The sequence below is a fragment of the Hahella sp. HN01 genome, assembly GCF_018986435.1.
GTDB lineage: Bacteria > Pseudomonadota > Gammaproteobacteria > Pseudomonadales > Oleiphilaceae > Hahella.
The window spans coordinates 85,653-104,099 of sequence record NZ_JAHMIN010000012.1; the positions used below are offsets into that span (position 1 = coordinate 85,653).

An 18,447-nucleotide genomic window follows, 5' to 3' on the forward strand; every position below is an offset into this window, starting at 1 on the left:
TCTGAACTCAGGCTTCCACACCCTTGCTGATACTTAGCCCACGACCAATGCCGTAATACTGCACGCCTTTACGCTGCACGCGTTCAGGGTCATACAGGTTGCGGCCGTCGAAAATCACGGGCTCTTTCAGTGCGCTGACGATATAGCCAAAATCCGGGGAGCGGAACTCCTTCCACTCCGTACAGATAATCAGTGCGTCCGCGCCTTTCAGCGCCTGCTCTTTCGTACCGCACAACATCAGCTCGTCTTTGTCGGCGTAAATACGCTGGGTTTCTTCCATCGCTTTCGGGTCAAACGCCTGCACCTTGGCGCCAGCAGCCCACAACGACTCCATCAGAACACGGCTGGAGGCTTCCCGCATGTCATCCGTATTCGGCTTGAACGCCAGCCCCCACAGCGCAAAAGTGCGTCCCGCCAGCTTGCCATTGAAATGTTCACTGAGTTTACGGAACAGCACGTGCTTCTGGGAGTCGTTTACAGACTCTACCGAAGACAGCAACTTTGCATCGTAAGCCACATCTTTGGCGGTGCGTACGAGCGCCTTGACGTCTTTTGGGAAACAAGAGCCGCCATAACCACAGCCAGGATAAATGAAGTGGTACCCGATACGAGGATCAGAGCCAATGCCTTTACGCACCTGTTCGATATCCGCGCCGAGCAGTTCCGCCAGGTTGGCGATTTCATTCATAAAGCTGATTTTGGTGGCCAACATGGCGTTGGCAGCGTACTTGGTCAGCTCCGCCGAACGCACATCCATCACCACCATTCGGTCGTGATTACGGTTGAACGGCTCGTAGGCTTCACGCATCAGACTGACGGCGCGCTCGCTTTGCACACCCACGACAATGCGGTCCGGCTTCATAAAGTCGCCCACCGCATCGCCTTCCTTCAAAAACTCAGGGTTGGAGACAACGTCAAAATCCAGCGAAACGCCTCGTCTCTCCAGCTCATCGCTGATAGCGGCGCCAACCTTATCGCCGGTGCCAACCGGCACCGTTGATTTATCCACGACCACTTTATAGTCCTGCATGTGGCGCCCGATTGTGCGCGCCACGGTCAAAACATATTGCAGATCCGCAGAACCATCTTCGTCCGGCGGCGTACCCACAGCGATAAACTGCAAGTCGCCAAACGCCACGGCTTCTTCAGCATTGGTTGTGAATGACAGGCGTCCCGCCTCCACATTCAGCTTCACGATGGGCTCAAGCCCTGGCTCATAGATTGGAATCAAACCGTTTTTCAGGTTCTGGATCTTCTTTTCGTCCACGTCGACGCAGAGCACCTGATGTCCGACGTCCGCCAGACAGGCGCCCGTCACCAAACCTACGTATCCGGTGCCGAAGATGGCTATTTTCATGAGTGCACGTTCCTATTGCTTAATCTCAGATCTCTTTCTGTTTGTTCTGCCAGACCGCTTCCCAGTTCAAAGCGGACTTAACGATGACATTCAGATCATCATGATCGGGCTTCCAGCCCAGGACAGATTTGATTTTATCGTTCATCGCCACCAGCGCGTCAGGGTCGCCTGCGCGACGGTCAACTTCCTCAACCGGGAAGTCTTTGCCGGACTCCGCTTTCACGACATCAATCACTTCTTTCACGGTGAAGCCGCGTCCGTAGCCGCAATTGAAAATATTGGAGCCGCCGCCCGCCTTCATATGATCCAGCGCCATCACGTGGGCTTTGGCCAGATCATCTACGTGGATGTAGTCACGGATACAGGTGCCGTCGCGGGTATCGTAGTCAGTACCGAACACTTTCATACCTGCGCGCACGCCCTGTACGCATTCACAGGCCACTTTGATCAAGTGAGTCGCTTCCGGCGTCGCCTGGCCAATGCGGCTCTCCAGGTCAGCGCCCGCCACATTGAAATAACGCAGAATGGTGTAGTTGAGGTCGGTTGCGAACGCCAGATCCTGAATCATGCGCTCACTCATCATCTTGGAAGCGCCGTAAGGATTAATCGGCATCAATGGCGTTTCTTCGGTAATCATCGTGTTCTCCGGCATGCCATAGACCGCCGCCGTGGAAGAGAACACCATGTAAGGAACCTTGTGTTTCTGAATCGCGCCCAACAGGTTGAGCGTATTACGGGTATTGTTGCTGTAATACTTAAGCGGATTCTCTACCGACTCCGGCACCACAATGTTGGCGGCGAAGTGCAACACCGCCTCAAACTGCCCTTTCTCGAACACCGCATCCAGCGCGTCTGTATCCGCCAGGTCCGCCTGCACCAGTTCGCCGTAAGTGACAGCCCAGGGGTGGCCAGTGGACAGGTTGTCGTACACCACGATGTCATGCCCGGCCTCGCCCAACTGACGCACTACGTGACTGCCGATGTAGCCGGCGCCGCCTGTAACTAATACTTTCATTAATCCGTATCCTTAAATATTTTCATTGAGGTTAGCTGAATTCTTAAGAGGATGGCTGTTGCTTCCGTCGCTCGTCTTTGGCTTCAGAACGCCGGCGCTGAAAAAAACCACTGAGAAGTTGCGAACAGGGTTGTTCCAGCACGCCGCCGGTCCATTCCAGTTTCCAATTAAAGTTATGCTCATCCAGCAGGCGGCTGCTACTGCATACGGCGCCGGCTTTGGGTTCATAGGCGCCAAACACCAGTCTGGACACGCGCGCATGCACCAGCGCGCCGAGACACATGACGCAAGGCTCCAGCGTCACATACAACGTGGAGCCCGGCAAGCGGTAATTCCCCGCTACCGCGGACGCTTTGCGAATCGCACTGATTTCCGCATGAGCGGTAGGGTCATGGCTGCGGATAGGCTGATTCCACCCTTCCCCCAACACCTGACCATCCCGCACCAGAATGGCGCCCACCGGCACTTCGTCATACGCCAGCGCCTGCGCCGCCAGGCCAAGCGCCCGCCGCATCCAGTATTCGTCCTCATCCGGTTTCCCGGGAAACGAATTAAAACCGTCCTGCATATTACTCTTTCAACTTTACAAATTTCGCCAGGGAGCTTCCGACAAAAAGGAGCCCTCAGGCTCCTTCTATATGGGGACAAATCCCTCTAGGCTATTCCGATTAACAGATTACTATCAGTGTGATTATTCCCACTCAATAGTAGCAGGCGGTTTGGACGAAACGTCATAAACCACCCGTGACACGCCGGAAATCTCATTAATAATACGATTGGAGATCTTTTCCAATAGTTCATAAGGCAGATGCGCCCAGCGAGCCGTCATAAAGTCGATGGTTTCCACCGCTCTCAGCGCGATGACGTATTCATAACGGCGAGCATCGCCGACTACGCCAACCGACTTAACCGGCAGAAACACTGCAAACGCCTGCGACACCTTGTGATATAGCTCCGCGTGATGCAGCTCTTCGATGAAGATCGCGTCCGCTTCGCGCAGAATATCCGCATATTCTTTCTTCACTTCGCCAAGGATACGCACGCCCAGACCCGGTCCCGGGAAGGGGTGGCGATATACCATATCGTAAGGAAGGCCCAGCTCCAGACCGATCTTACGGACTTCGTCCTTGAACAGCTCACGCAAAGGCTCAACCAGTTGCATCTCCATGTCTTCCGGCAATCCGCCAACATTGTGGTGGGATTTTATGACATGGGCTTTACCGGTTTTCGCTGCGGCGGACTCGATGACGTCAGGGTAGATAGTGCCCTGCGCCAGCCACTTCACGTCTTTGATCTTGGCGGCTTCTTCATCAAATACTTCAATGAAAGTATGGCCGATGATCTTGCGCTTGCGCTCTGGATCGTTTTCACCCGCCAGCTTACTCAGAAACTGCTCCTGCGCATTAGCGCGCACGACTTTGATGCCCATGTTCTTGGCGAACATGTCCATGACCTGATCGCCTTCATTCAAACGCAGCAGACCATTGTCCACGAATACGCAAGTCAGCTGATCGCCGATAGCGCGATGCAGCAGCGCCGCAACCACAGAGGAGTCCACGCCGCCGGACAGACCCAGCAGCACCTTGTCCTGTCCTACTTGATTACGAATCTGCGTGATGGCGTCTTCAATAATGCGTCCAGGCGTCCACAGTTGCTTACATCCGCAGATATTCACCAGGAACCGCTCCAGCATGCGGCGTCCCTGTAGCGTGTGAGTCACTTCCGGGTGGAACTGAACGCCAAACCAGGGCTTGCTCTCATGCTGCATCGCAGCGATAGGCGCGCTGGGCGTAGAGGCGCTAATCACAAAGCTTTCCGGCAAAGTCACGACTTTATCGCCATGGCTCATCCAGACATCCAGCAAAGGCTTGCCGTCGTCCGCCACATGATCTTTGATATTTTCAAATAAACCGTCTTCGGAGCGCTCGATCTTCACCTGCGCATAGCCGAACTCCCGCACATTCGAACCTGCAACCTTGCCGCCCATCTGCTCCGCCATGGTCTGCATGCCATAGCAAATACCCAACAGAGGAAGATCCATGCCAAACAGACACTCAGGCGCACGCGGCGAGCCCATTTCCGTCACAGACTCAGGGCCGCCAGCCAGGATCACGCCTTTAGGATTGAACTCGCGAATATCCGCTTCGCTCATATCGAAGGGGTAAATTTCGCAGTAAACGCCGATTTCGCGAACCCGGCGTGCAATCAACTGCGTGTATTGAGAACCGAAATCCAGGATCAAAATACGATGGGAATGAATATTTTCGGACATTCGAAGCCTTCCTCAGACAGAAACAAGGGCGGGGCCTTTCAGCCCCGCCATAGTTTAAAAAACATCTTTTCGGCGCCAGCCGCTATCACAGGGCGCCGAGGCGCGCAGTCTCGACGCGCGGCACGGTTTATGAGCCGAGCCTGACGAGAATTGCATATGCGCCATCTTCAACCCGAGCGTCCCTATCCGCCTGAACGGTAGTTAGGCGCTTCCTTGGTGATCGTCACGTCATGAACGTGGCTCTCATGGATGCCAGCGTTGGTAATGCGGGTGAACTGGGGCTTGGTGCGCATTTCTTCTATTGTCGCGCAGCCGGTGTATCCCATAGAGGAACGCAGGCCCCCCATCAACTGATGCACGACATTGGTCAATGGTCCCTTGCTGGCGACGCGACCTTCAATGCCTTCCGGCACCAGTTTTTCAACGCCTGAACTGGCGTCCTGGAAGTAACGGTCGCTGGAGCCCTGGCTTTGCGCCATGGCGCCCAGAGAACCCATGCCGCGATAGGCTTTGTAGCTACGGCCCTGATACAGCTCCACTTCACCTGGAGATTCATCAGTACCCGCCAACAGACCGCCAACCATGACGCTGGAGGCGCCAGCGGCGATCGCTTTGGCGATATCGCCAGAGAAGCGGATGCCGCCGTCTGCGATCAAGGGAACGCCGCTGTCTTTCAGGGCCGCCGCCACATTCGCAATGGCTGACATCTGAGGTACGCCGATACCTGCGACTATACGGGTAGTACAGATGGAACCGGGGCCGATACCCACTTTGACGCCGTCTGCGCCAGCTTCCACCAGCGCCAGAGCCGCTTCGCCCGTGGCGATGTTGCCGCCAATCACCTGTACTTCAGGGAAATGAGTCTTCACCCAACGCACGCGATTTAACACACCGAGGGAGTGACCGTGCGCGGTATCGACCACGATGACGTCTACGCCAGCGGCGGCCAATGCAGCGATACGCTCATCAGTGCCTTCGCCAGTGCCGACCGCAGCGCCGACGCGCAAACGCCCTTGCTCGTCCTTGGATGCGCGTGGGTAGTCCTGCGCCTTCTGAATATCTTTCAGCGTGATCAAGCCCTTCAGCTCGAACTCGTTGTTCACCACCAACACTTTTTCGATACGGTGGCGGTGCAACAGGTTCTTCACCGTTTCCATGTCGTAACCTTCGGTGACGGTGACCAGCTTCTCTTTTGGCGTCATCAGTTCCTGAACTTTCTTGTTCAGGTTATTTTCAAAACGGATGTCGCGACCGGTGATAATGCCCACCAGATCCTTACCATCCACCACCGGCAGGCCAGATATATTATTGGCCATGGTGATGGCGCGGACTTCACTGACCGTGTTGCTCGGTGAAACAGTGATGGGGTCTTTCACCACACCACTTTCAAATTTCTTCACCGTACGCACTTCCGCCGCTTGTTGGTCGATCGTCATATTCTTATGAATAATGCCGATGCCGCCTTCCTGCGCCAATGCGATAGCCAAACGGGCTTCCGTTACGGTATCCATGGCGGCGGAGACAAGGGGGAGGTTGATCGTGATGTCGCGGGTAAGTCGGGTGGTCAGGCTGACGTCTTTGGGCAGGACTTCAGAATAACCGGGGATGAGGAGAACGTCGTCGAAGGTTAGCGCTTCTTGAGCTATGCGCAGCATATGAATCGCCTTTTTGCTTGCAAATAAGTTAATCGGACTATTATAAATTTTAAGGCATAATCAGTAAACTTACGGACTTCCCTAATACCCGCTTTTCTCTAAGAAATTCCGTATTTCGCCTGCAAATGGGCAAAACAAGCCACAGAGTTGGATAAAAATACAGCGTAATGAGCGAACTCAGCCCCCATTCTCCCCTTTCCGTCAGTGAATTAAACCGTCAAGTGCGCCGACTTTTGGAAGTCAGCTTCATGCAAGTCTGGGTGACGGGCGAAATCTCCAACTTCAGTTGCCCCAGTTCAGGACATTGGTATTTCTCTCTAAAGGACGACAAAGCACAGGTGCGCTGCGCCATGTTTCGCAATCGCAATATGTTTGTGAAACAGCGCCCCCGGGATGGCGAGGCGGTTACTTTGCGCGCCAAAGTCAGCCTTTATGAAGGACGCGGCGAGTTTCAGTTGATTGCGGAAGGTATGGAGCTGGCGGGAGAAGGCGAACTGCGACGCGCATTCGAGGAGCTAAAACTCAAACTATCCCGTGAAGGGCTATTTGAGGAGAGCCGCAAGCGCCCGTTACCGACCATGCCCAAGCAGGTTGGCGTGATTACCTCTCCGACCGGCGCGGCAGTGCGCGATATTCTCACCGTACTGAAAAGACGCTTTCCCGCCATTCCCGTCTTGCTGTTCCCTGTACCAGTTCAAGGCAAAGAGGCTGGACCAGCTATCGTTGCAGCGATAGCGAGCGCCAACCGACTTAATGCCTGCGATGTGCTGATTGTCGGCCGCGGCGGCGGCTCGCTGGAAGATCTGTGGGCCTTTAATGAAGAACCCGTGGCCCGCGCCATTGCAGCGAGCGCTATTCCTATCGTCAGCGCCGTCGGCCACGAGACCGACATTACCATCGCCGATCTGGTCGCCGACCTGCGCGCGCCCACGCCGTCCGCTGCGGCGGAAAAAGTCAGCCCGGACCAGGCCGAGTGGAAACACCGCTTTCTGGTTTATGAACAAAGGCTCGGGGCCGCCGCGCAGCGCCTGCTACGCCAGGAAGGCATGCGTCTCAACCAGCTTCGGGAGCGTCTCAAACATCCTGGTCGCCGTCTGCAGGAATCCGCGCAACGCCTGGATGATTTGGAGATGCGCCTGCATCGGCAAGCGCAAAACCTGCTATCGGCTCGTCGCAATCAGTTAACCCATCTACATGACCGCCTGTTGGCGTCCAGCCCCAAGCAATCCTTAAAAAACCGCTACGCCACCGTGGACGCCCTTGATCACCGTTTGCAAACCGCCGTTCTGTCTGTGTTAAGACATAAGTCTCAGCACTTCGCCAAGTTGTGCGGACATATGGAAGCGGTCAGCCCTATCGCCACCCTGGCGCGAGGATACGCCATCGTCTCTGACGAAAACGGCCAGATTATTCGCAGCGAGAAAGAGGTGCGCACGGGACAAAAAGTAAAAGCCCGTCTCAGCGACGGTGAGATTCATTGCGAAGTGATCGCCCCCGCCTAGCTAAGAAGGCTCAGGTTAATCCCCGCATTGGCGCGACGAGCCCTCAAATAGCTTTGGAAACCGGGAACATATATAAGAAAGTATATAAAGGAAAAGCCGCAGACGACGCTCCGCGGCTCGATAAAGCGGCTCAACCGAGCAAAAAGTGCGCGCGCGCCAATGCAATCGGGTCCTTTCGCTTCTTCTGCCATGCGCTGACGCTGACATTGGCGACGCGGTTGCCGCGACGGGTCAGCTTACATTCCGCATAGGTCTCCTGATACAGACCCGCACGCAGATAGTCCAAAGAAAAGTCGACAATCCGGGGAAAAGTGTCGATCTCCAGGAAAATGGCAAGATGGAAGGCGGCGGCCAACTCCATGAATCCGCCGATCACGCCACCGTGAATCGCCGGCAAAATGGGATTGCCCAAATTCTGCTCCCGCTTGGGCAGAATAAACACCACTTCATTGCCGAAACGCTCACAGCGCACGCCAAGGGTGCTGGCGTAAGGAATCAGTTCCAGAAGCTTGTTGTAGTCGCCGCTGCGGTGCGCCTGGGCGACGTGTTGCTGTAAAGACTCCATGATTACTTCCTGCCCTCGATCTTTTCCCAGAACCAATCGGGGGACGCATCACGCCCAATCCGCATGAACGTGGCGACGCAGTTGGCCACTGTCGTGTCCGGGCTCCGTTGAAACGCTTCACAGCGAGTGAAGACGATCGTACCGGTCACCCGATAACACCGGGCGCGCGCGTAGACCGTTTTGCCGGGCTGCGCCGGACGCATGTAGTCCACCCGCAGATCCAGGGTGGGACACAACTCCAGCTCAGGCAGGCAACACAGTACACTGCCGCCAGAAGCAGTATCCATCAACGTTGTGATGGCGCCGCCATGAATGACGCCCGTATCGGTGTCGCCAACGATGTGTTCGCTGTAAGGCAGTTCCAGCTCCAGGCCATCCGCATTGGCGCAAGTCACTTTGATGCCAAGTTCTCGACATTGATTAAGGCTATCCAGAAACCTCGATACCCGGCCGAAACGAATCTCGTCGTTCTCCCAGGGTTCGTACTGCTGCATGTTTCAGTTATCCGTCGCTATATAAATTGAATGAACGTCCTGCGTGGCGGCGACCAAATTCATCAATCTCAATCGCCCCAAGCGCAGAAGTGATTCAACCGCGGCGACGTCACATGCGATACATTGTCGACGCTCCGCGATTACTCTTTCCCCGCCGCCGCATCCTCAAAGGTCTTACCGGCGCGCAGCGCTTTCAGAGCGCGGGACCGGAACTCCCGTTGAAACAGGATGGCCACCACTGCGCTGGTTATCGCCATGAACAATATCGGATGGATAAACCAGGTCAGTACGGCGAGTCCGTAATAGTATGACCGCAAACCCAGGTTAAAAGAATCCCCGGCCAGATTCGCCACCCGTGCGGCGGACTGGGCCAGCGCCTCGCGCGCGCCGGAGCTGACTTTGTCCTCATAGGTCAACGGCGCGCTGCTGATCAGCACGCCACAGAAGTTGTATTGCCGCATTGACCAGGTGAATTTAAAAAAGGAATACACGAACACTGCGCACAGCACCACCAGCTTGAGTTCCCACATGAACTTGCCGGTCTGGGCGATATAGGGTAGATCACTAAAGACGGACATGGCTTTGTCCGTATACCCTATAGCAGTGATCAAACCCGCAAGGATCAACAAGCTGCTGGATGCGAAGAAAGCGCCGTTGCGCTCCAGGCTGCCCACTACGGAGGCGTCGGCGATGCGAGCGTCCCGCATCAGCGTACGACGCATCCAGTCGGCGCGATACAGATCCAACGTATTGGACAGGCAGGGCCGGGTTTTAGCGCGGTGCTCCGAATAATAGGTGTAACCGACGCAATTCAATAAGAACCAGACGAGAGCAAAATAATCCAGTAGATTCATAACACCTTAATCGTTAGATACTTTGATATTATTTTTGACCATTTTTTGTAGAAATTCATTTAGACGCTTGGAGAAGATAATGCTACGCCTCTTTACATGTAGCCTGTGCCTAATCCTGATCTTGCTGCAAGGATGCAGCGTGAACCCGGTCACCGGCAAACGCGAGATCATGATCATCAGCGAGCAGCAGGAGATGAGCCTGGGACAGGAACAGTACCAACCCGCACAACAATCCCAGGGCGGACTGTATTATCTTGATCCGGAGCTGACCTTCTATGTTCGCCAGGTGGGGGAAAAGCTCGCCAAAGTCAGTGATCGCCCTGACCTGCCCTACGAATTCGTGGTGCTGAACAACTCGGTCCCCAACGCCTGGGCGCTGCCTTCCGGCAAAATCGCCATCAACCGGGGCCTGTTGGCGAAACTGGATGACGAGGCGCAATTGGCCGCCGTGCTCGGCCACGAAATCGTTCACGCCGCCGCCCGTCACAGCGCCAAGCGCATGCAGTCGAACCTGCTCATCTCAGCCGGCGTGGCCGGCCTGGGACTGGCGCTGGACAATCAGGACTATCGAGACATATTAGTAGGCGGAGCCGCCATGGGCGCCACGATGGCGGTGGCGAAATATGGTCGTGATCACGAGCTGGAGTCCGATCACTACGGCATGCAATACATGGCCGCCGCCGGTTACGACACCCAGGCTGCTGTGGAACTGCAGCAACTATTTGTAAAACTCTCTGAAGGGCATTCACAGAACTGGCTGGAAGGCTTGTTCGCCTCACATCCGCCCTCCCCTGAACGCGTGGAAGAAAATCGACGCACCGCGCTGACGCTGCCCAAGTCCAACTATCGCGGCAAAGACGCCTTCATGAAAGCGACGGCGCGCCTGCGCAAAACGGTTCCCGCCTATGACGCCTACGACGAGGGGGTCCAGGCCCTGAAAGCGGGCGACGCCGACAAAGCACTGCAACGGGCCAATCAGGCCATCAAGCTGGAGCCGGAGGAAGCGATGTTTTACTCCCTGCGCGGCGACATCTATAAAAAGCAGAATAAAGAGTCCGCCGCTTTGAAAGAGTATGACAAGGCCGTGTCGCTGAACCCGGATTACTTCGCCCACACTCTCAAGCGCGGCCTGGCTTATAAAGAGATGGGAGACGGCGCCAAAGCCGCCCAGGATCTACGCCGAGCCAACGATTTACTGCCGACGTCCGTAGCCAATCTGGCGCTGGGCGATATCGAGGCGCAAAGCAATAACTCCGCCGCCGCCATCAGCCATTACAGCGCAGCGGCGGAGGCGTCAGGGGCTTACGGCCAGGAAGCGCGCCAGAAGCTATCGCGTCTGGATTTACCGAAGAATCCTGAGCGTTATCTGCAACTGCAGACACTGAAAGATAAGCAGGGGCGCGCCTTCATTACCTATAGCAATCAAAGCGCGTTGGAAGTGAACAATATTGTGGTCGAAGTGGCCTTGATAAACGCCAGCGGCTGGGTCATGAAGCAGGATACTCTTACCCTGGGACCCGCCAGTCCCGGCCAACAGGCAAAGCCAGTATTCAGCGCCATTGCGACTGAGGCGGCGCAGCGCAAGGATTTATCGCTGCTCACCCGTCTGCATAGCTACCGTTTACGCTAACCCTCAGCGGACGCCGCCAAAGCCAGGATATGTGCTAAGGCGGCGTCTGGATCTTCCTGCATAAAGCAATGTCCGCCCGGAAGCGACTGCAATCGCACCCGACGATTCACTGACGCCGCCCGCAGCGCGGATTTCACGACAAACGGATAAGAACTCTCTCCATAAATAATCGCCATGGGTTGGCGCACATGTTTGATCGAAGGCCACAACCTATCCGGGAAGGTCGCGAACACCGCCGCTTCCAGACGTGGTGGACACTTCAAGGTCAATCCCTTATCAGTTTCCTGCAGCGCATGTTGGATATAAGCCTCCAATGCGTCGGCGCGCCACCCTTTGAGCATGCCGCGCCCCTCAAAATACTCACGCGCAGCCGCTCTGTCGTCCCAGCCGTCACGTCGATTTTCCGCCCGCGCGGCCAAGGGATTGGGCGCACGCAATCGCAGCCAGCGATAAGCGGTCAGCGCTCGCAACATGGTTGGAGTGAAATAAACCGGGTCCAGCGCCACCACCTGATCGAACGCATCCTGGTGGGCCGCGGCGATCAATGTCGTCAACACGCCGCCAAAGCTGTGCCCCATACCTAGCACAGAAACCGCGCCATAATCCGCACGAAAATGCCGCCAGGCGGCGTAGGCGGTTTCCGCCGTTGCATTCCAGCCGCGAAACGCCCCACCGGCGTCGCTGTCACCATGTCCCTGGGCGTCGCTGAGAAACAAGTCGTAATGCTCGGCGAGCTGGCGCAACAAAGGCTCATAGGTTAATCCACAGAAACCGTTGCCATGCATAAAGTGCAGTATCGGTTTGCCCGAGGGGCGGCTGCGCCAGCCTCGAATCGTCATCCCCGGCTCCGCGGCATACTCCCAGGGAGTCAACGTCATTAGTAGAGACTCCGGCGCCGCCTTGTGCACATCGGCCATACCAGAGAGTGAGGCTTGGCTCATACTTCGTCCTTATCCTCTATTTCATTCATCAAAGCGCGTACTTGCTCGTCGCGATCACAGTAGATACTGGGGTACAGGTTGTCCCGCCACCAGTGTATCCATTTCAACGTTTGAAATCCGTCGAACCAGCAGTGAAAGTGGCGACGGAAGGCTTGCTCAGTGGAGGATTGCGCAGCAAAACGACGCACCGCTCCGGCGACGGCGAACGCCTCCAGAGCCTGGCTGGCTAAATCCTCGCGCCCAGTGTAAGCGCTTAGCGCCCCGGCAAGCTCCGATATCGCCGCTTCCGGCTGCTCCCGCAAACGCCACAGCATCGCCACGGATTGCAGAAGTATGCGCAAACAGGGGTAAGTCGCCGGGTGATAGAAGGCCATCGCCCCCTCGCCTTCCAGCGCCGTTTGTAATGCTGGTCCGGTTCCAAAAGGAACCCGGCTACTCAGCCGCCCGCTTAAAACAATTGCTTCGCCCGTCGGCTGCAACACCGGACCCAGCTTGGCGAGCTTGTTAAGCAGGTAAAAGTCTTCTCCCGCCGCACGCAGAGGCATTCCTCGCACCATGGCGTAGGCGTCCGCGCGACAGGCTAATGTGCTACCGATAGTGTGATACGCATAGGGAGACCCCGCCGCCCGCAAGCCCACCACGTAACTGCGCAACTTGTTTTCATAAATTCGCATCAGGCGCCGCTGTCTGTCGTCGCCTTCGCCACGATGGCGAAACGGGTAAACCAGCGCCACGCCGCCGTCAGTTTGGGCCGCTTGTTCGAGATAATCAGCAGGAAGCTCCGCATCAGCGTCAGTGAAGTGAATCCAAGTCGTTTGCAGATGGCCGCCCGCGATCAAAGCCAAAGCTATGTCGCCGCCAATTTTGCGCGCCAGCCCCACCCCCAGCTCTTTGGGAATCAGAGTTTCCTCGGCGCACCGATCCACCAGCAGAATAGCTGAGCCATCGATCTCCAGCAGCTCCAGATTAGCGTAGCGCCATAGGGTGCGGCCTTCGCTTTGCGCGCGCCGTAAACACGCACGGGTCATCGTCAATGCATCCGCGTCCGCCGCCACCGGCGCGTTGATCACCCAGATTTGCAAGCAATCGGCTTGGGATAAAGCTGCGGCGACGCGCTCAAGCCCCTCATAATCCTCCGCAAACGCCGGGATGATTATCACGCCGCGCCACCGCCCCTCTATTCCCGCAAGCGCATGGCTTTCCGCTTCCGCGTACTCACGCAGATACTTGGCCATCGCCTTACCGGGCTTGTACGCCAGCGCATTCGCCTCCGCCATTTACGCCAGCCTACTCCACAAAGCCAGATTGCAACGTCGCGTGAGGCGGCGCCAGCAGAGCGCCCCGTAAACGCCAGTAGGCGTAAGCCGCCGTCGCGGCGGCGCTGATTAACGGCGCCAGCAACCACAACTCCCAGTGCAGGCTAAAAGGCAGTTCAAACAGGCGATATTGCAGAAATCCCGCCACGCTCTCGGCCACGATAACGCCCATGACGCCAGCAAAGGCGCCTATCAGGCTGAACTCTCCTACGGTCGCGCCAATCACGACGCGGCGATGGGCGCCGAGCGCGCGAAACAGCGCAGTCTCCGCCCGTCGTGAAGGCGCCTCGCGGGCCAGCAACGACGCCACCACCAGTAGCGCCGCAGCGAAAATCAGCGCCAGCAACGCTTCGATCGCCAGCGACACTTGCGCGATGACTTCCCGCACTTTCACCACAAATTGATCCAACTCCAGCACCGACACGGTGGGAAACTGGCGATTAACCTGATTCACCATCTCGGTTTTGTTATCGCTCAAGTAAGCGCTGGTCAGATAAGTGGCGGCGAAGCCATCCAGTGCGCCGGGCGCAAAAGCCATGTAAAAGTTCGGCTTAAGGCTGTCCCACTGTACGCTGCGGATGCTCTGTACTTTCGATTCCAACGCGGCGCCGCCAATCTGAAAGGTCAGAGAGTCCCCCAACTTCACGTCGAGTCGCTGCGCCAACTGGCTTTCAATGGACACGCCGGGAACGCCGCCTTGCGCGCTTGACGCCTCATCCCACCAAGTACCACTCAGGATTCGATTATCTTCCGACAGATCCGCCATCCAGGTTAGATTGAGCTCCCGATTCAAAGCGCCGACTTCCCGCTCCTTGCTGACCACCGTCCGCACGGGCTCGCCGTTGATGTGAGTCAGACGGCCGCGCACCATGGGATACAACGGCGCCGCAGCGATATGATTCTGCTCAAACATGGTTCGCATCGGCTCCACTTCATAAGGAGCGATGTTGATAAAGAAGTGATTAGGCGCATTTTCCGGAATTTGCGCCCGCCAGTTGTCCACCAACTCCGTTCGCACCAGAAACAGGGTCAGCAGCAAAGCCCAGGCGCTACCCAGCGCCAATACGTGCGGCACCGTCGACCAGGGGCGACGCTTCAACTGATCGGCGCCGGCCCGCAGGGCGCCTGGAGTGACCGTGCGACGCGGCGGACGCAGTTTTACCCACATTTTCATGAGCCAGGCCGCCACGGCGATCATCACCGCCAGCCCGACCAACACAGCAGCAACGATAGTTAATTCGCCGCTGTAGACCATCAACAACGCCGCAAAGCCGATCAGAGCGGATAGCATGCGCGACTTGGAGAACCCGAGCATGCGCTGAAAGTCCGCATTAGCCGCCGCCTGCCGCAGGATAAACATGGGGGGCTGTTTGGCCAGAGCCCGAAACACCGGCCAGGCGAACGCCGCCAGCACAATCGTCAGTGTCAGCAACGGCAACCAGATCCAGTTCAGAGGCAGGGACGTGTGCAGCGGCGGCAGCATGTCGCCCATGGCCCATACCGCCCATTGCTCAAATAGCAGTCCGCACCCCAGGCCCAATATCGACGCGGTGACGGCGGAAATTAACAACAGTGACGCAAAACGCATGCGCAGCTGACCGCTGCGGCACCCAAGGGTTTTCAGCAGAGCTACCGTATCCTTCTGTTGTTGAGCGTAGTACTGCGCAGTGACAGTGAGCGCCACCGCCGCCAGCAGTACGCCCAGTACACCGCCTAATAACAGATAACGCTCAGCCCGCTCTATCGCCCGCGACACCGCTGGACGACCGTCTTTCGCCGAGACAATACGCTCGGAGGCGGTCAGTGACGACGCGATATCCGCATTGAACTGCTCCAGTCGCGCCTCGTCGCCGGCCAGCAATAGGCGATATTTCAATCGGCTTCCAGGCTGCGCCACCGCCGTGGCGGCGACATCCTCGTAGTTCATCAAAACGCGGGGGGCGACATTCATAAAGGAAAAAGAAGGATCAGGCTCTTTCGTCAGTAACCCGGTCACTTTTAACTGCTTACGCCCAACGCCGACGGAGTCCCCCAACTGCACGGCCAGCAGGGAAAACAGTCTTGGCGCCAGCCAGACTTCGCCTTGCGCCGGCCCCTGCTTCACAACCTCCGATGGCGCGCCAGCCGCAGTCACCACGCCCACTTCGCCTTTCAGCGGATACCCTGCGTCCACCGCTTTGACTGCGACCAATTGAAACTGGTCGCCGCTGTTCAGCATGGTGGAGAATTCCAGCGTAAACGCCGTATCCAAGCCCAATTGCTGCGCCTCTTTCACCCAGGCGTCAGAAAGATTACCGGAGCTTTCGATCACCTGATCGCCGCCGAGGAAGCGGGAAGCGCCGTCATCAAAAACGGCTTTCAAACGCCCGGTAAAAGCGGTGATCGACGCCACCGTCAGCACGGCGACAAACAGCGCAAGCCACAACAAACGGAATGAAGGCTGTCGCCACTCTCTCAGCCAGAGTTGCAGCGATCGCGTAGAACCTGTCATTACGCGGCCTCCAGAACGCCTTGATCCAGGGCGAGAGAACGCCCGCAGCGGCCAGCGAGTTCGCGGTCATGAGTGACCAGAATCAACGTCGTCGAATGCTGCCTGTTCAGGTCGAACAGCAAATCCATGATGTGCTGTCCGGTTTCCAGATCCAGATTTCCAGTGGGTTCATCCGCAAACAGAATATCCGGCTCCGTGGCGAAAGCCCTCGCCACCGCAACCCGCTGTTGCTCGCCGCCGGACAATTGACGCGGATAATGTCCCTCCCGCTCCAGCAGACCAACCCGATCCAGCCACTGGCGCGCCCGCTCACGGCTGTCCGCCGCACCGGCGAGATCCAGCGGCAGCATCACGTTTTCCAGTGCGGTCATGGTGGGAATGAGCTGAAAAGACTGAAAAACGAAGCCGACATGCTGAGCGCGAATTGCCGCGCGGCCATCTTCATCCAGCTGCGCCAGATCCTTGCCCAGCATACGCACCTGACCGGCTGACGGCAGATCAAGGCCCGCCATGATGCTCAGCAGAGTGGTCTTGCCGGAACCAGAGCGTCCGATAATCGCCAGCGACTCGCCCACCTTGATTTGCAAATCGACGCCTTTCAATATGTCCAGACGACCGCTACCATTGGAGACACTTTTCGTCAGCGATTTAACCTCAAGCACATCAACCGAAGTCATGCTAGCAACCTCATTCCTCAATCTGTTTCAACGTCATGTCATCAAGTCCATCTGGACTTTTTTCGCGCTCTGCTGCCTGATGGTAAGCCCTATCGCACAGGCTGTCACAGATAAATCGCAGCCGGTAAAAATCGTCGTGCTAGGGGACAGTCTCAGCGCCGCTTACGGCATCCCGCTGGAATCCGGCTGGATCACGCTGATGGAAAACGAGCTGCGCGCCACCCACCCCAACCTCACTTTGATCAACGCCAGCATTTCCGGAGAAACCACCGGTGGTGGTCGCGCCCGCCTGTCAGCGTTATTGAAGGATCACAAACCGGATATCGTCCTGCTGGAGCTGGGCGGCAACGACGGGTTGCGCGGCTTTCCCCTCAACATCATTAAAAACAATCTGGCTGCCATGCTGGAAAGCATCGCTGAAGCCGGGGCAAAGGCCATGCTGATCGGCATGCGCATTCCGCCCAACTATGGACCGGCCTATGCTGAAGGATTCCATCAGATCTACCAAGACCTGGCTAGTGAACAAAAAGTCACGTTAGTGCCCTTCCTTCTGGATAACGTCGCGCTTGATCCCAGCTTGATGCAATCTGACGGCATTCACCCCAACGCCAAGGGCCAGCCGCAGCTGGTGGAAAATGTGTTGCCGCATTTAAATTCTCTGCTAAGTCATTGATCCAAGCGACGCTTATTTGCACTCTTTATAGCTATTGCTAGTCTTAAAGTAAGTCATACTATTGAGGCCGGCTATATGGTGATCCCGCGGATTCGACCGGGATGGTTGTTGTGTCTGCTGGCGGCGTGGGCGTTTAGCGGCCATGTCGGCGCGGCGATAATCAATAACAACAACGTTTTCCAGATCAGCGAACAGATGCAGATCAAGGCCCAGCGCCTGATCGCCGCTCAGAACAAATCTGCTGATGAATCTGACGCGCCTGTGTTTCAGGACAAGCTGCCCAACCAAGTCTATGCGAAGGCGTTGGACGCCTATGCGCAAATTCGTCAGTTGATGACGTTGAATAACCTGCCTCCCATCGAAGATAAGCAACTCCCCTTCCAGATTTTCAGACCTAAAGACGTATACGATCTGTTAGAGCAAGCGGACCAGGGCCTCAACGCCATTCTGGAGGCCAAGTCCATCAGTACGGAAGCAGAGTTCGAACGCCCTTTGGGCAAGTCCGGCGCAGACGTTTATCAAAGTTTGTGGAAGCTCACCAACGTGTTGTCCGTGCTGGCGCCGCCGCCGGACATCGGCGATACGCAAAAACAATTCAAGTTGATCGAAGATGAGCTGAAGCTGCTGGCCCGGGCGCAAAATCTTAAATTTACCGAGCCGCAAAAGAATCAGTACAGCGATAAGAGCGTGCGTGACGTGATGCTTGCGCTGTACCAGGACTACCATCTGCTTGGCAGGCTGCAACGCAATCTGGAGGTGGAGCCCACCAGTCCGGAAGCCATCCCCAGCGGCGCCTTGACCGTGCTGGATGCTTACGATGGCGCGCGCAGCGTGCTGGCGGAGATCCATCGCATGAAAGCCGGCCTCAATATTGAGCAGCGCAGCCCGGCGCCGTCGGGAGAGGCCAACGCCTCCCTGAACAGCCTGTATGCGCAAGCGAAAAAAATCCATGATTTGCTGATAAGCCTGCTGAGCGGTATGACCCCGGCTGGCCAATAGCGATGT

The 18,447-nt window shown here is 56.7% G+C and carries 16 protein-coding genes; 4 read left to right on the forward strand and 12 right to left on the reverse strand.

Annotated elements, in window-relative coordinates; all coding sequences use genetic code 11:
• Window positions 1-7 precede the first annotated feature (7 nt).
• From KP814_RS13500 to guaB, 5 genes are all read right to left on the reverse strand, one after another.
• The gene (locus tag KP814_RS13500) at window positions 8-1,357 is read right to left on the reverse strand and encodes a UDP-glucose/GDP-mannose dehydrogenase family protein (protein ID WP_216737258.1); all 1,350 of its coding nucleotides are present in this window, start codon (window positions 1,355-1,357) and stop codon (window positions 8-10) included.
• Between the two features lie 25 nt (window positions 1,358-1,382).
• Complete coding sequence (galE, locus tag KP814_RS13505) at window positions 1,383-2,372, reverse strand: UDP-glucose 4-epimerase GalE (RefSeq protein ID WP_216737259.1); 990 nt, start codon at window positions 2,370-2,372, stop codon at window positions 1,383-1,385.
• Window positions 2,373-2,415: 43 nt separating this feature from the next.
• Window positions 2,416-2,940 (reverse strand): tRNA adenosine(34) deaminase TadA, encoded by a 525-nt coding sequence (tadA, locus tag KP814_RS13510; protein WP_253938355.1) that lies wholly within the window; start codon window positions 2,938-2,940, stop codon window positions 2,416-2,418.
• A gap of 123 nt (window positions 2,941-3,063) precedes the next feature.
• Window positions 3,064-4,644 (reverse strand): glutamine-hydrolyzing GMP synthase, encoded by a 1,581-nt coding sequence (gene guaA, locus KP814_RS13515; RefSeq protein WP_216737260.1) that lies wholly within the window; start codon window positions 4,642-4,644, stop codon window positions 3,064-3,066.
• Between the two features lie 182 nt (window positions 4,645-4,826).
• Window positions 4,827-6,299: an IMP dehydrogenase gene (gene guaB / locus KP814_RS13520; RefSeq protein WP_253938356.1), complete on the reverse strand. Its 1,473-nt coding sequence runs from the start codon at window positions 6,297-6,299 to the stop codon at window positions 4,827-4,829.
• Between the two features lie 167 nt (window positions 6,300-6,466).
• Between guaB and xseA the strand changes: the two genes are divergently transcribed.
• The gene (xseA, locus tag KP814_RS13525) at window positions 6,467-7,801 is read left to right on the forward strand and encodes an exodeoxyribonuclease VII large subunit (protein ID WP_216737261.1); all 1,335 of its coding nucleotides are present in this window, start codon (window positions 6,467-6,469) and stop codon (window positions 7,799-7,801) included.
• Window positions 7,802-7,931: 130 nt separating this feature from the next.
• On the opposite strand, the gene KP814_RS13530 is transcribed toward xseA, so the two are convergent.
• From KP814_RS13530 to KP814_RS13540, 3 genes are all read right to left on the reverse strand, one after another.
• Window positions 7,932-8,366 carry a PaaI family thioesterase gene (locus KP814_RS13530; protein ID WP_206618130.1) on the reverse strand — a complete coding sequence of 145 codons (435 nt, stop codon included), beginning with the start codon at window positions 8,364-8,366 and terminating at the stop codon, window positions 7,932-7,934.
• Between the two features lie 2 nt (window positions 8,367-8,368).
• Complete coding sequence (locus tag KP814_RS13535) at window positions 8,369-8,860, reverse strand: PaaI family thioesterase (protein WP_216737262.1); 492 nt, start codon at window positions 8,858-8,860, stop codon at window positions 8,369-8,371.
• A gap of 140 nt (window positions 8,861-9,000) precedes the next feature.
• Complete coding sequence (locus tag KP814_RS13540; RefSeq protein WP_216737263.1) at window positions 9,001-9,714, reverse strand: DUF599 domain-containing protein; 714 nt, start codon at window positions 9,712-9,714, stop codon at window positions 9,001-9,003.
• A 139-nt stretch (window positions 9,715-9,853) separates the two neighbouring features.
• Here KP814_RS13540 and KP814_RS13545 point away from each other — a divergent pair, with 139 nt between their 5' ends.
• Window positions 9,854-11,344, forward strand: a complete 1,491-nt coding sequence (locus KP814_RS13545) for a M48 family metalloprotease (protein ID WP_371824059.1) — start codon at window positions 9,854-9,856, stop codon at window positions 11,342-11,344.
• On the opposite strand, the gene KP814_RS13550 is transcribed toward KP814_RS13545, so the two are convergent.
• From KP814_RS13550 to KP814_RS13565, 4 genes are read right to left on the reverse strand one after another with little or no spacing between them, the layout of a single operon-like run.
• Window positions 11,341-12,285 carry an alpha/beta fold hydrolase gene (locus KP814_RS13550; protein WP_253938357.1) on the reverse strand — a complete coding sequence of 315 codons (945 nt, stop codon included), beginning with the start codon at window positions 12,283-12,285 and terminating at the stop codon, window positions 11,341-11,343. The two genes, KP814_RS13545 and KP814_RS13550, sit on opposite strands and share 4 nt — an antisense overlap.
• Window positions 12,282-13,562, reverse strand: a complete 1,281-nt coding sequence (locus KP814_RS13555) for a hypothetical protein (RefSeq protein WP_216737265.1) — start codon at window positions 13,560-13,562, stop codon at window positions 12,282-12,284. Before KP814_RS13555 ends, KP814_RS13550 begins: the two co-directional genes overlap by 4 nt.
• 10 nt (window positions 13,563-13,572) lie before the next feature.
• Window positions 13,573-16,092 carry an ABC transporter permease gene (locus KP814_RS13560; RefSeq protein WP_216737266.1) on the reverse strand — a complete coding sequence of 840 codons (2,520 nt, stop codon included), beginning with the start codon at window positions 16,090-16,092 and terminating at the stop codon, window positions 13,573-13,575.
• Entirely contained in the window at window positions 16,092-16,769 is a 678-nt protein-coding gene (locus KP814_RS13565) for an ABC transporter ATP-binding protein (RefSeq protein WP_216737267.1), read from the reverse strand. Before KP814_RS13565 ends, KP814_RS13560 begins: the two co-directional genes overlap by 1 nt.
• Between KP814_RS13565 and KP814_RS13570 the strand changes: the two genes are divergently transcribed.
• Window positions 16,768-17,442: an arylesterase gene (locus tag KP814_RS13570; RefSeq protein WP_253938358.1), complete on the forward strand. Its 675-nt coding sequence runs from the start codon at window positions 16,768-16,770 to the stop codon at window positions 17,440-17,442. The two genes, KP814_RS13565 and KP814_RS13570, sit on opposite strands and share 2 nt — an antisense overlap.
• A 75-nt stretch (window positions 17,443-17,517) precedes the next feature.
• A complete protein-coding gene (locus KP814_RS13575; RefSeq protein WP_216737268.1) occupies window positions 17,518-18,441 on the forward strand; it encodes a hypothetical protein in 924 nt (307 codons plus the stop codon).
• Window positions 18,442-18,447 lie beyond the last annotated feature (6 nt).